Source organism: Acidobacteriota bacterium, from assembly GCA_016715115.1.
Lineage (GTDB): Bacteria > Acidobacteriota > Blastocatellia > Pyrinomonadales > Pyrinomonadaceae > JAFDVJ01.
The window spans coordinates 477,632-490,065 of sequence record JADKBM010000013.1 but is presented as its reverse complement, the minus strand read 5'-3'; the positions used below and the strand labels follow the sequence as shown (position 1 = coordinate 490,065).

Here is a 12,434-nt window from a genome sequence, read left to right as displayed (position 1 = left end):
TTTTGATGAACGTCGACCGGAATAGTTGATAACTGAAAATTGAAAATTGGCAGTTCAACCGCCGCTGACGGCTGTGAAAATCGCGAGTTCGTCGCCGTCCGCGACGGGCGTTTCGCGCCCGACATATTCCTGATTCACGGCGAACAGGAGCGACTGGCCACGGAGCGCGGGAAACCTCCCGACGACCGCATCGACCGCATCGCCCGCGGAAGCATCCGCCTGCACCTCGATCTCGACCTCGCGCTCCCCGACGGCATCAGCCGTTGCGCCGAAGAATAAGGCAACAAGTTTCATAATATCTCGACGGCAAAAAGCGACATCTCCACTCCCGTCTACCCGTCTACTCGTCTACCGTCTACTCGTCTACCGTCTACCCGTCTACCGTCTACCCGCCTACCGTCTACCCGTCTACCCGTCTACCCGCCTACCGTCTACCGCCTACCGTCTACCGTCTACTCGTCTACCGTCTACCGCCTACCGTCTACCCGCCTACCGTCTACCCGCCTACCGTCTACCCGCCTATTTATGCTCCTCCTTCAGCGCCCGCTTCAAGATCTTGCCCGTCCCGCCGATCGGCAGATTGTCGCGAAACTCGACGTGACGCGGATATTTGTAGCCCGCGAACTGTGTCTTGAACCAATCGATCATCTCCTGTTCGGTGATCGGGTGATCCTGCGTCTTGACGATGTATGCCTTGACCTCTTCGCCCATCTTGTCGCACGGAATGCCGATCACCGCGACCATCGAAACGGCGTCGTGCGACATAATCACTTCTTCCAGTTCGCGGGGATAGATATTGTATCCGCCACGGAGGATCATCTCCTTTTTGCGGTCGACGATCGACAGGAATCCGTCTTCGTCCATAATTCCGATATCGCCCGAATGGAACCAGCCGAACTTGAACGCCTCTTCCGATTCGGCCTGACGTTTGTAATAGCCCTTCATCACGTTATGGCCGCGAATCGCGACCTCGCCGCGCTCGCCGCGCGGAACTTCGGCGCCGCTCTCATCGACGCATCGAACCTGGACGCCAAAGACCGGTTGGCCGACGGTTCCGGCCTTGGACGGTACATTCGGATGATTGAAGGTCGCAACCGGCGACGTTTCCGACAGTCCGTATCCTTCGAGAATCCGAACGTTGAATGTCGCCTCGAATTTCTTCAACAGTTCGACTGGCATCGGCGCGCCGCCCGAACTGAGGATCGCGAGGGATTCGGCATACGGCGCCGGATCGATGTTGTTCTCCTCAACGTGCTTGAGGATTCCCCAGTACATCGTCGGAACGCCGGTCCAGAAATTGACGTGCTCCTTTTTGAACGCGTCAAGCGTCGCCTGCGGATCGAAACGCGGCAGGAGAACGATCCGGTGACCCGCGAACATCTGGGCGTTCATCTGCGCGGTTTGTCCGGTCGTATGAAAGAGCGGCAGCGTGATCAAACAGGTCTTCTGTTTTCCGTCGGTGTAGTCCAATCCCGGAACGTGCAGGTTGAAGCAGACGATGGCGTTGAAATAAATGTTCGAATGCGTCAATTCGGCGCCTTTCGGTTGGCCGGTCGTGCCCGATGTGTAGAGGATCGCGCACGTGTCGTCCGGCCGCGTCGGGAAACTCTCGAAACTGTCGGACTTGTCGTAGATGATCTGTGTCAGCGTCTTGTGGCCTTCGATCGGACTTGCCGCCATCTTGTCGGCCGTCATCACGATCAAATGCTCGCAGGTCGGAACTTCGTCAAAACCGGCCTTTACCGTTTTCGCCATCGGGAGTTCCGGTGTGCCCTCGAAAACAAAGACGGCCTTCGCGTCGGAGTCGGCAAGATGATACGCCACCTCGCGCGGTTGAAAGAGAACATTGAGCGGCACGACCACCGCGCCGGCCTTCAGAATGCCGTAATAGACGATCGGGAAATAAGGCAGATTGGGGCACGAAAGCGCGACCTTGTCGCCGTTTCCGACGCCCATTTCGTGGAGCGCTTGCGCTACGCGGTTCGAAAACGCGTTGAGCTGCCCGTAGGTCATCCGCATATCGTTCCAGATGACGGCTTCCTTATCCGGTGTGAGCCGCGCGTGATGCTCGATTATCGATGATAAATTCAGCGTGGTAGCGTTGTAGTTCAAAATCAGTTCCCTCCTTGAAGTTCAATCCTGTCAACAAAAGCGGTCGTAAAATGAGATGTGAATTCGAGATTCCAAAAATTCCAAATTCCAAGATTTCAATTGCAATTTCAAGTTCCAAATTCCAAAATCCAAAATCCAAATTCCAAAATCCAAATTCCAAATTCCAAAACCCAAAATCCAAATTCCAAAATCCAAATTCCAAAATCCAAAATCAAAAATCCAAAATCGTCAGACTGTCATCCCGCCATCGACCGCGATCGTTTGACCGGTGACGTAACTCGACGCGTCAGATGCGAGAAAAACGGTGATACCCTTCAACTCGCCTTCCTCTCCAACGCGCGGGATGACGTTGTTCTCCTGGATCGAACGCTCGTAAATGTCGATCACCCGGTCGGCCAGACGCGAATGAAAGAAACCCGGCGCGATGGCATTGACGCGAATCCCCTTGCGGCCCCAACTCGCTGCGAGTTCGCGCGTGAGCCCGATCAGTCCGGCCTTGCTGGCGACGTAACCCGCGTAGAACGGGCCGTTCGCCGACGAGGTCATCCCGGCGATCGAAGCAATGTTGACGATCGACCCCTTTCCCTGTTTCAGCATCTGCCGGCCGGCGGCCTGCGCCATCAGAAAACAGCCGGTAAGATTCACGTCGAGAACTTTCTGCCACTGATCGCGCGGCATATCTTCCGGCATAGCGCCCCACGAAATGCCGGCATTGTTGATCAGGATGTCGACCGAGCCGAATCTTTCGACCGTCGCCGCGACCAGTCTGCCAACGGCTTCCTCGTCTGACACGTCGGCAACCATTCCTTCTGCCTCGAACCCTTTTGCGCGAAACTCGCCGACGGTTTCTTTGAGCCATTCCTCGCGCCGCGCGCAAAGCATTACTTTCGCTCCGGCTTCGGCCAAAGCTTCGGCCATTTCCTTGCCGATGCCGCGGCTTCCGCCGGTGACGATCGCGGTCCGGCCCGTGAGATCGAAAAGCTCTTTGATGTGTGTCGTCATATTTGATTTAGAACATAACATAAACCGCTCGATGCAAAAAAGCGGGCGCTTTTGCTTCGGTGACAAACTTTGAAGTTTAATAGAAATATGACGAAGACAGCGAAAGAACTCGCATTCTTAAGGGATCTGTATGTGGACACCGAATGGACGCTGCGGTTTATGGAACTCACCGACAAGCACTTCAAGTTCAAAGGCGACCGCAGCCTTCTGTACATCAATGCCGGAACAGGCAACCACGCGCTCGAGATCGGCACGAAGGCCGGACGCGACGCGCGGATCGGCGCGGTCTGTGAGAACAAGCATCTGTTCAAGATCGCGCGCGACAAAGCGATCGCGACGCGTTCGAGGGTCGATTTTTCGGATAAGGGCTTTGACGAAGACAGCTTTGACGCGGTTCTGGCGGACGGCAGTCTTGTCCGGCCGGGGGATATTCGCGAGTTTGTCGCGGATGCGGCACGCTACGCCGAAACCGGCGGCGCTGTCGCAGTTTTTCTCGTCTCTGCGGGAAGTTTTGGCGAAATTTTCTCCATTCTCTGGGAAGCGATGATGGATGTCGACTCCGAGGATCTGGGACTTGCCGAGCGGTTGATCTCGGAGTTGGCGTCGGTTTCGGAGATCGAGGAGATCCTTGCCGACGCCGGACTTGAGAAGGTCGAATCTCACATCGCGACCGAGATTTTCGAATTCGAGAACGGTCCGACGTTCGTCGATTCGCCCCTCGTCGCCGATTTTTTGATGCCGATGTGGTTTTCAGGACTGACCAAAAAAGAAATAGGGCGAGTCCGAAAGCGACTCGCCCGATTGATCGACGACGAACTCGGTCCGATCACGTTTCGCTTCACCGTCAAAGCGGTTCTGGCCGTCGGCGAAAAGCCTTGATATCCGACTTCGCGGTTGGGGGCCAAATCTGAAGCATCGCCGCCAGACGGCGTAACTCAAAACGCTACTGCTTCGCGGCAGCTCGCCGCTGCATCTCGGCCTGCAGTTCTTCATCGCTCATCGCGGTGATCTGCGGAGCGGCCGGCGCTTCCAGTTTCTTCTCGCTCTCGGCGCTGAATTCCTCTTCAGCCTCGCGCATTCCTTCCTTAAAGGCTTTCCGTGACTGTCCCAGCGACTTTGCCAGCTGCGGCAACCGGCTCGCTCCAAAAAGCAGGAACAGTCCCAATACGATCAATAAAATTTCCGGTGTTCCAAGTCCCAACATAATAGATTCTTTTTTTAACGCCGTTCTCAACGGTCGAAACTGTGATTCGCTAATGATACTCCGATTTCCCGATTCGTGCCACGCATTTCAATTCTCAAAGCGCTGCGGAATCGCGAAATCTGTCCATCGCATCGACCAGCGCCGAAATGATCCCCTTTTCGCTGACGGAATGGCCGGCGTCGGGAATGACGTTGAACTCGGCTTCGGGAAACGCTTTGTGGAGTTCCCAAGCGCTCGTGATCGGGCAAACCACGTCGTACCGGCCCTGGACGATGACCGTCGGTATGTGCCGGATCTTGTCGACGTTCTCAAGCAGATAGTTCTCGGTCGGAAAGAACGAGCCGTTCGTAAAATAATGGCATTCGATGCACGCCAGCGAAAGCGCCTCGTGCGCGCCTTCCCAATGGTCCATCAGGTTCGCGTCCGGATACAATTTCGAGGTCGAGCCTTCCCATACGGCCCAGGCGCGCGCCGCCGAGAGTCGAACGCTCTCGTCGCTGCTAGTTAGCCGTTTGTGGTATGCCGTAATAAAATCGCCGCGCTCTTCCTCGGGAATTTCGTCTCGATAGCGCTCCCAATAATCCGGGAAGATCTCGGACGCGCCGTACTGGTAAAACCACTCCAACTCCTTGCGCCGCGTCAGGAAGATCCCGCGAAGGATCAGTCCGAGACAGCGGTCCGGATGCGAAACCGCGTAAGCGAGGCTCAGCGTGCTGCCCCACGATCCGCCGAAAACGTGCCATTTCTCGATCCCGAACATCTCCCGCAGCGTCTCGATGTCCTTGATCAGATCCCACGTCGTGTTTTCACGCAATTCCGTATGCGGGATCGATTGCCCCGAACCGCGTTGGTCGAAGAGAACCACGTGATACGCTTCGGGATCGAAATACTGCCGATACATCGGAAGCAGACCGCCGCCCGGACCGCCGTGCAGGAAGACTACGGGAATTCCGTTCGGATTTCCGCTGCGTTCGTAATAGATCGTGTGAATTTCGGAAACTTTGAGCATTCCCGAATCAAATGGTTCGATTTCCGGGTAAAGTGTTTTCATAATTCGGATGATACAGGAATTCGAATTGATCGTTCAAACTGCTTCGCTCGACGCGGCACTATTTTTGCAGTGAAAGTTCCGGGGCTCCGCCGTGTATCGAAAGCGTGCAGATATGGAAAAACTGATCTTGATCGTCGAGGACTACGAAGACAGCCGCGATGTTTTGCGTTTTCTGCTTGAAAGCTGCGGATATTTCGTCATCGAAGCCGCCGACGGGATCGAGGCGGTCGACAAGGTGCGCCGGTTTCATCCGGATCTGATCCTGATGGACATTTCGCTCCCGGTGGTCGACGGACTGACTGCGACGCGCGCGATCCGCGAGGTCACCTTCGGTAGCCGGGTTCCGATCATCGCGGTGACCGCTTTCGGCAGCGATTTCAAACGCGAAGCAAGCGAGGCCGGCTGCGATGAGTTGCTCGACAAGCCGCTCGACTATCGAATCCTAAAGCCGATGCTGCGGCAGTACCTCGAATGCTGACGCCAAACGACTTCCCCGCGTTCCGGATCAACGCGACACGAACTTGTTCCCTTTCAACCAGAAGCGCCAGGGTTTGGCGGCGAATTCCCCGGCGTAATCGATGCCGACGCGTTTCCCGCTTCCGACCTCTTCCCCGCCGACTGTACGAAAATCTTCCAGCCAAATTCGATTTCCGAGCAGATCCGCGCCGTTAAAGCTTTTGTTGATACCGAGGGCGACGCATAATTTTCCGGGTCCCGAAGTCAAATTCAGATCCTGCACGGTCTTTCGCCGTTCGCGCATCAGTTCGATGTTTTCGACGGGTTCGACGGCGCGGATCAGACAAACATGCGGCGAGTCTTCGGGACCGCAGACGATGTTGAGCTGAAAGTACATTCCGTAAACGAAAAAGACGTAAGTATGACCGCCGGCCGCGTAGGTGATCTCGTTTCGCGCCGTTCGCCGCCCGCCGTAGGAATGCGCCGCCCTGTCGATCTCACCGAGATACGCCTCGGTTTCGACGATCATCCCGGACACGCGTCCGTGTTCGGGATCCTGAACGATGAGCAGTTTACCGATCAGATCCCTGGCGATCGCGAGCGTGTCGGTACGAAGATAGAATTGACGGGCAAGCATTTCGATTTTGGAATTTGCGATTTGCGATTTGCGATTTGCGATTTGCGATTTGCGATTTGCGATTTGCGATTTTGGATTTTGGATTTTGGAATTTGGAATTTGGAATTTGGAATTTGGAATTTGGAATTTTCGATGTTGGAATCTGGAATATCTGGAATATCTGGAATCCAAAATCGCAAATCGCAAATCCAAAATCATTCCGGGTAGCAGATCAATTCGATGATCTGTCCGTCGACGCCTTTGGTGTAAAACGACGAGGTTCCGTCGCGGTGCGGCTTGATCGGCCGGCCCTCGGCGCGGGCGGCTTTTTCAAGTTCCTCCATCGATTCGACGCGCAATCCGATGTGCGGCGGATGCTTCGACTCGGGCGGCAGCAGCGCGATGCCAAAACCGCGAGCGTCGCGCATCATCGCCCAATCTTCATAGATCGTCTCGAGCGAAAACCCAAGCCGTTTGTACTCCGCAACCGCCTCCTCAAGGTCGGCGCATTTCAGAGCCAGGTGATCGACGGTACCCGAGAATCTAACATCCGACATACTTTCTCCCTCCACGGTTCACAATAATCATAACTCAACCGACGGCGATTCTCCGACGCGTTGCACGCGCCCGGCCGTTACGATAAATTAAGAACTTCTGTCGAGCGACATCTTTATTCGAAAAAGCCGAATCAAACCCGCGTCATGTTCAGATCAATAGTTATCGCAATCATTTTGGCCTTCTTCGCCGCCGCAACGTTCGGACAGACGTCCGGACAGGTCTTGGCAATCGCCAACGGACAACGCATTTCCGTTGAGGATCTTCCGCTGCCCGTCCGTACGGAGTACGAGAATCTCGCCGCTTCAATGGCCGAACGCCGCAAGGAACTACTCGAGGTCCAGATCATCGACACGCTCGCCGAACTTGAATCGGCGGCGCGCAAGATCGCCTTCGAACAGCTTTACGAACGCGAAGTGAAGGCAAAGGTTCCCGATCCGACTGACAAAGAGATCCAGGACATTTACAACGCGAACCGTCTCGCGCTCGACAACCGGCCGATAGCCGAGGTCCGCGATCAGATCGTGACCTTTTTGCGGAGCGAACCCGAGCAGAAGGCCTTCAACGCCTTTGTCGCGGCACTGAAGACAAAGTACAAAACGGTCACCGGCAAAAGCGTCAACGCCGCGAATCTTGCTCCGGCCGACGTTCTGGCAACCGTCAACGGCAAGCCGATCACGGTCGCGATGTTCGAAGCGAAGAACAAAGTGACGCTCTTTGAATTGAAAGCGAAGGTCTTCGACCGTGTGAAATTCGAGCTGAACAAATTGATCTTCTCGGCGCTCGTTTCTGCCGAAGCCAAGAGTCTTGCGATCGAACCGCACAAGTTGATCGCGCAGGAGATCACCGACAAGCTTCGCGATTATTCCGATGAAGAGCGCGAAGAACTCGAATCCGCGCTGCGGCGCCGATTGGCGGCGAAATACAAGCCGCAGTTTCTGTACTCGGAACCCGCGCCGATTGTTTTCCAGATCGCAACCGACGGAAAGCCTTCGAAAGGTGCGGCGACCGCGCCCGTGACGGTCGTGATGTTCTCGGACTTTCAATGTTCGGTCTGTGCCGCGAAGCATCCGGTGCTGCAAAAGGTTTTGTCGGAATATGGCGGTCAGGTTCGGTTCGTCGTCCGCAATTTTCCGCTGACGGCGATCCATAAGGACGCATACAATGCGGCGCTCGCCGCCAATGCCGCCGCCGCGCAAGGCAAATTCTTTGAATACACCGAACTGCTTTACCGCAATCAAACCGCGCTCGATGTCGCGTCGCTCAAGAAGTACGCCGTCGCCGCCGGTTTGAATCCCCAGAAATTTGAGCTAGACTTTCAAAGCGAAAAGGTCGCCGCGGATGTCAAGAAAGACGTTGCCGACGGCAAGGAACTTGGAATCTCCGGAACGCCTTCGATCTATGTCAACGGCGTTCGCGTGCGATTCCTGAACGTCGACGGATTTCGCGACGCGATCGATCGGGCGCTGAAAAAATGATGCCGTTTCGATCTGCAGACCGAATCACTGAAGCGAACTGTCTCGGCCATTTGCTCGAAGCGCGGCAACTCCGGCAAACTCGCGCTTGCGAAGATCGTCGGGTCAAGCCGAAAGAATTCATCAGGGAACGGATCGACGAACCGGACCATCAAATCGGACTTATGCGTCTTATATTTTTACTCGCGACTCTTTTCTTGCTTAACGCCTGCGGCGAAAAGGCGGTCAACAAGCCTAACGTCAATGCGTCGAACACCGGCACGAAAACCGCCAAAGCGTCGGTGCCGGTCTATACTTATGAGACGGTGAAGGCTTATCCGCACGACTCGACATCATTCACGCAGGGGCTCGTCATCCAAAACGGCGTTTTTTTTGAGAGCGACGGCGAATACGATAATTCTTCGCTCCGGAAGGTCGAGATCGAAACGGGCAAAGTCCTTCAAAAATATGATGTTCCGCGCGAGTACTTCGCCGAAGGCCTGACGATCTTCAACGATCGTATCTATCAGCTGACGTGGCGCGAAAAAACCGTTTTCGTGTATGACATGAACTTCAAGCTCCAGAAGGAAATGCGATACTCAGGCGAAGGCTGGGGATTGACGCACGATGGCACGAATCTCATAATGAGCGACGGCACGCACGTCCTTCGCATCTTGAATCCCGAGACGTTCGAGACGATCAGGACGGTCGTCGTCAAGGACGAGAACGGCCGGCCGATCTACAAACTCAACGAACTCGAATACGTCAAAGGCGAGATCTGGGCGAACGTCTGGCACTCGGAGGACGTCGGCAAGCCGAACCACATCGCGCGCATCGACCCGAATACCGGGAATCTTCTCGGCTGGATCGATCTGAACGGGATCTCGCCCGAGGATGCCGCCGGAGAGTCGGAACGAACGCTCAACGGCATCGCCTACGATGCGGCGGCCGACCGGATCTTTGTCACCGGCAAGCTCTGGAAGAAGCTGTTTGAGATCAAGGTCAAGCCAAAAGGTTGATGACTTTTGATTCACATTTGATGATGACCGACGTCCACGAACAATTTATGCGCCGCGCGATCGCACTCGCACAGAACGGCATTGACGCGAACGACGGAGGTCCGTTCGGTGCGGTGGTCGTCAAAGACGGCCGGATCGTTGGCGAAGGCTGCAATCAAGTGACGTCGACGAACGACCCGACGGCCCACGCCGAGGTCGTGGCGATTCGCAATGCCTGCCGCGAACTGAAGACGTTTCAGCTGGACGATTGCATTGTCTACGCGAGTTGCGAACCGTGCCCGATGTGCCTAGGCGCGATCTACTGGGCGCGTCCGAAACAGGTCTTTTTCGCGTGTTCCCGCAGCGACGCCAAGGAAGCCGGATTCGACGACGATCTGATCTACGAGGAACTCGCGCTGCCGCTCGAATCCCGCCGCATCCCGACAGCGACGTTTTTGCGCGATGAAGGATTGCGGGTCTTCAAGAACTGGGTCGAGAAGGCGGACAAAATCGAGTATTAGGGAATTCGGTATGTGATTTCTGATTTTGGATTTTCGAACTGCCGGAGTCCTGAATCGCAGAACTGAATTCCAGAATTGGGATTTCGAATCGCCGAAATCCAAATTCACAATTCCGAAATCATAGTGGTCAGCTTTATTCAGAATTATTCCTTCATCATCCTCGCGATTCTCGCCGGAATGATGATGCCGACGCAGGCGGCGATCAACAACAAACTCGCCAGCCACGTCGAGAGTCCGATCCTGTCCGCGTTCATTTCATTCGCGGTCGGGACATTGGCGCTCTTCCTGTATATTCTGGCGACCGGCATACCGCTTTCGAATCTGGCGAACGCGAAGAATGCGCCGGCGGTCGCGTGGCTCGGGGGAATCCTGGGAGCGTTTTTCGTCGCCTCGGCCGTAGTTCTGGTTCCGAAGATCGGGGTCGCTCTGACGTTCTCGCTGATCATCGCCGGGCAAATGCTGGTCACGCTCGTCATCGATCATTTCGGCTGGCTCGGAGTTCCGGAACGGCCGGTGAGCGTTTTGCGTGTCGTCGGCGCGGCGATGATCACGATCGGCGTCGTTTTGATTCGGCGATTCTAGTTGCGCTTTGCCACGAATCGCACGAATTTCACGACTGTTTTTTCAGGAACGCACCTGATGCGCCGCGCTTTTGGCGGTTGGATCAACAACGTCGCATAAAGGGTTGCGTTCGTGAAATTGGTGCGATTCGTGGCTGGAATAATGATCGAATTTATTCTCAACAATCAATCCGTCGAAACCGATCTCCCAGGCGGAACGACGGTGCTCGACTTTGTTCGGTATCACAAGAATCTGAAGGGAACGAAGATCGGCTGCCGCGAAGGGGATTGCGGGGCGTGCACGATCCTCGTCGGTGAACTCAAGGACGGAGACCTCAGATATCGTTCGATGACATCGTGCCTGATGCCGCTCTTGAATGCGCGCGGCAAGCATATCGTGACTGTCGAAGGAATCAACCCGGCCGACGGAAGCCTGACACCCGCGCAGGCAGCGTTGGTCGACGAATCCGGAACTCAATGCGGATTCTGCACGGTTGGATTCGTGATGTCTCTGACCGGTTTTTGCCTCGGCGACGGTCAGAAAACCAAAGAATCGGTGGTTGCGGCGATCGACGGAAACATTTGCCGCTGCACGGGTTACAAGTCGATCGAGCGGGCGTGCGAGAGGATTTCGGATTTGGGATTTGGGATTTCGGATTTCGGCAATGCGATGCTCAACAAGTCACAGTCGCAAATCGAGAAGGCGATCGCCGCCGGTGCGGTTCCGAAATATTTCGAATCCATCGGGCGGCGTCTCGAATTGTTGGTGCGCGAACATCCCGACTCCGAAGGTCTGAAATCCGTATCATCCGAAATCACCACCCCAAGATTCGTCGCCGGCGGCACGGACCTTTACGTTCAGAAGCACGACGAAATGGTCCACGCGGGTGCGACGAGTTTGTTTGACGATCCTGCGCTTCGGTTCATCCGCGAGACCGACGAAACGGTCGAGATCGGCCCGTCTGTCGTCGTCACCGACTTGCTCGAGTCTGAAGTCTTCCATCGGCTTTTTCCGAACCTTGACAAGTATTTGAAATTGGTTTCGTCGACGCCGATCAGGAATATGGCGACGCTCGCCGGCAATTTTGTAAATGCCTCGCCGATCGGCGATATGACGGTCTTTTTTCTGGCGCTCGACGCCGAATTGGAACTACGCGATTTCGGAATTGGGAATTCGGATTTCGGAATTCGGAACATTGCGTTATCTGATTTGTATTTGGGTTACAAGCAGCTCGCAAAGGTTGAGTCGGAGATCATTTCGAAGATCTCAATTCGCAAGGATTTCACGCATTTCAATTTTGAAAAGGTCTCGAAACGAACCTATCTTGACATCGCTTCTGTTAATACGGCGATCGCGCTCAGGCTTTCGGGCGATGTTGTCGAAACGGCGCGCGTCTCGATCGGCGGGGTCGCGCCGACGCCTTTGTTGTTAAGAAAGACCTCGGCGTTCCTGAGCGGAAAACCGATCAACGATGCGATCCTCGAAGAAGCGGAGGCGATCCTGCAAACGGAGATCGCGCCGATCTCCGACGTTCGCGGTTCGGCCGAATACAAACGTCTGTTGGCGCGCCAGCTTTTCCGGGCGCACTTCGTGGCAGTGAGCGGTGAGCGGTGAGCGGTGAGCGGTGAGCGGTGAGCGGTGAGCAGTGAGCGGTGAGCGGTGAGCAGTGAGCGGTGAGCAGTGAGCGGTGAGCGGTGAGCGGTGAGCAGTGAGCAGTGGTCGGTGGTCAGTGGTCGGTGGTCAGTGGTCGGTGAGAGGTGAGAGGTGAGAGGTGAGCAGTGAGTGAGAGGTGAGCAATGAGAGGTGAGCGGTGAGAGGTGAGCAGTGAGAGGTGAGCAGTGAGAGGTGAGCAGTGAGAGGTGAGCAGTGAGAGGTGAGCAGTGAGAGGTGAGAGGTGAGAGGTG

Annotated in this window: 14 protein-coding genes; 7 read left to right on the top strand and 7 right to left on the bottom strand. The window is 55.5% G+C overall.

Features of this window, described 5'->3' with window-relative positions; translation table 11 throughout:
• Window positions 1-54: 54 nt before the first annotated feature.
• From IPN69_17005 to IPN69_16995, 3 genes are all read right to left on the bottom strand, one after another.
• Window positions 55-294 carry a MoaD/ThiS family protein gene (locus IPN69_17005; GenBank protein ID MBK8812411.1) on the bottom strand — a complete coding sequence of 80 codons (240 nt, stop codon included), beginning with the start codon at window positions 292-294 and terminating at the stop codon, window positions 55-57.
• Between the two features lie 225 nt (window positions 295-519).
• Complete coding sequence (locus IPN69_17000) at window positions 520-2,115, bottom strand: long-chain fatty acid--CoA ligase (GenBank protein MBK8812410.1); 1,596 nt, start codon at window positions 2,113-2,115, stop codon at window positions 520-522.
• Window positions 2,116-2,340: 225 nt separating this feature from the next.
• Window positions 2,341-3,114 carry a glucose 1-dehydrogenase gene (locus tag IPN69_16995; protein MBK8812409.1) on the bottom strand — a complete coding sequence of 258 codons (774 nt, stop codon included), beginning with the start codon at window positions 3,112-3,114 and terminating at the stop codon, window positions 2,341-2,343.
• Between the two features lie 87 nt (window positions 3,115-3,201).
• Here IPN69_16995 and IPN69_16990 point away from each other — a divergent pair, with 87 nt between their 5' ends.
• The gene (locus IPN69_16990) at window positions 3,202-3,993 is read left to right on the top strand and encodes a hypothetical protein (protein ID MBK8812408.1); all 792 of its coding nucleotides are present in this window, start codon (window positions 3,202-3,204) and stop codon (window positions 3,991-3,993) included.
• A 64-nt stretch (window positions 3,994-4,057) separates the two neighbouring features.
• On the opposite strand, the gene IPN69_16985 is transcribed toward IPN69_16990, so the two are convergent.
• On the bottom strand, window positions 4,058-4,318 hold the full coding sequence (locus tag IPN69_16985; protein ID MBK8812407.1) for a twin-arginine translocase TatA/TatE family subunit: 261 nt from the start codon (window positions 4,316-4,318) through the stop codon (window positions 4,058-4,060).
• A 94-nt stretch (window positions 4,319-4,412) separates the two neighbouring features.
• Window positions 4,413-5,369 (bottom strand): prolyl aminopeptidase, encoded by a 957-nt coding sequence (gene pip / locus IPN69_16980; protein MBK8812406.1) that lies wholly within the window; start codon window positions 5,367-5,369, stop codon window positions 4,413-4,415.
• A 112-nt stretch (window positions 5,370-5,481) separates the two neighbouring features.
• On the opposite strand from pip, the gene IPN69_16975 reads away from it, so the two are divergent.
• A complete protein-coding gene (locus IPN69_16975; GenBank protein MBK8812405.1) occupies window positions 5,482-5,847 on the top strand; it encodes a response regulator in 366 nt (121 codons plus the stop codon).
• A gap of 27 nt (window positions 5,848-5,874) precedes the next feature.
• Here the strand turns inward: IPN69_16975 and IPN69_16970 are convergent, their stop codons facing one another.
• Together IPN69_16970 and IPN69_16965 are read right to left on the bottom strand one after the other, a co-directional pair.
• On the bottom strand, window positions 5,875-6,468 hold the full coding sequence (locus IPN69_16970; protein MBK8812404.1) for a DNA-3-methyladenine glycosylase: 594 nt from the start codon (window positions 6,466-6,468) through the stop codon (window positions 5,875-5,877).
• A gap of 188 nt (window positions 6,469-6,656) precedes the next feature.
• Window positions 6,657-6,998 carry a VOC family protein gene (locus IPN69_16965; GenBank protein MBK8812403.1) on the bottom strand — a complete coding sequence of 114 codons (342 nt, stop codon included), beginning with the start codon at window positions 6,996-6,998 and terminating at the stop codon, window positions 6,657-6,659.
• A 144-nt stretch (window positions 6,999-7,142) separates the two neighbouring features.
• On the opposite strand from IPN69_16965, the gene IPN69_16960 reads away from it, so the two are divergent.
• The 5 genes from IPN69_16960 to IPN69_16940 all read left to right on the top strand — a co-directional run bounded on the left by IPN69_16960 (window position 7,143) and on the right by IPN69_16940 (window position 12,144).
• A complete protein-coding gene (locus IPN69_16960) occupies window positions 7,143-8,474 on the top strand; it encodes a thioredoxin domain-containing protein (protein ID MBK8812402.1) in 1,332 nt (443 codons plus the stop codon).
• A 161-nt stretch (window positions 8,475-8,635) separates the two neighbouring features.
• Entirely contained in the window at window positions 8,636-9,469 is an 834-nt protein-coding gene (locus tag IPN69_16955) for a glutaminyl-peptide cyclotransferase (GenBank protein MBK8812401.1), read from the top strand.
• A gap of 23 nt (window positions 9,470-9,492) precedes the next feature.
• A complete protein-coding gene (locus IPN69_16950) occupies window positions 9,493-9,969 on the top strand; it encodes a nucleoside deaminase (GenBank protein MBK8812400.1) in 477 nt (158 codons plus the stop codon).
• A 123-nt stretch (window positions 9,970-10,092) separates the two neighbouring features.
• Window positions 10,093-10,551: a DMT family transporter gene (locus IPN69_16945; protein ID MBK8812399.1), complete on the top strand. Its 459-nt coding sequence runs from the start codon at window positions 10,093-10,095 to the stop codon at window positions 10,549-10,551.
• A gap of 141 nt (window positions 10,552-10,692) precedes the next feature.
• Complete coding sequence (locus IPN69_16940) at window positions 10,693-12,144, top strand: FAD binding domain-containing protein (GenBank protein MBK8812398.1); 1,452 nt, start codon at window positions 10,693-10,695, stop codon at window positions 12,142-12,144.
• The last annotated feature ends 290 nt before the right edge of the window (window positions 12,145-12,434 follow it).

Excerpts from the sequence above, each read along its gene's own strand:
- IPN69_16965 (MBK8812403.1), bottom strand. The coding sequence starts at position 6,998 with ATGTCGGATGTTAGATTCTCGGGTACCGTCGATCACCTGGCTCTGAAA.
- IPN69_16950 (MBK8812400.1), top strand. The coding sequence starts at position 9,493 with ATGACCGACGTCCACGAACAATTTATGCGCCGCGCGATCGCACTCGCA.
- IPN69_17005 (MBK8812411.1), bottom strand. The coding sequence starts at position 294 with ATGAAACTTGTTGCCTTATTCTTCGGCGCAACGGCTGATGCCGTCGGG.
- IPN69_16975 (MBK8812405.1), top strand. The coding sequence starts at position 5,482 with ATGGAAAAACTGATCTTGATCGTCGAGGACTACGAAGACAGCCGCGAT.
- pip (MBK8812406.1), bottom strand. The coding sequence starts at position 5,369 with ATGAAAACACTTTACCCGGAAATCGAACCATTTGATTCGGGAATGCTC.
- IPN69_16960 (MBK8812402.1), top strand. The coding sequence starts at position 7,143 with ATGTTCAGATCAATAGTTATCGCAATCATTTTGGCCTTCTTCGCCGCC.
- IPN69_16985 (MBK8812407.1), bottom strand. The coding sequence starts at position 4,318 with ATGTTGGGACTTGGAACACCGGAAATTTTATTGATCGTATTGGGACTG.
- IPN69_16955 (MBK8812401.1), top strand. The coding sequence starts at position 8,636 with ATGCGTCTTATATTTTTACTCGCGACTCTTTTCTTGCTTAACGCCTGC.
- IPN69_16990 (MBK8812408.1), top strand. The coding sequence starts at position 3,202 with ATGACGAAGACAGCGAAAGAACTCGCATTCTTAAGGGATCTGTATGTG.
- IPN69_16995 (MBK8812409.1), bottom strand. The coding sequence starts at position 3,114 with ATGACGACACACATCAAAGAGCTTTTCGATCTCACGGGCCGGACCGCG.
- IPN69_16940 (MBK8812398.1), top strand. The coding sequence starts at position 10,693 with ATGATCGAATTTATTCTCAACAATCAATCCGTCGAAACCGATCTCCCA.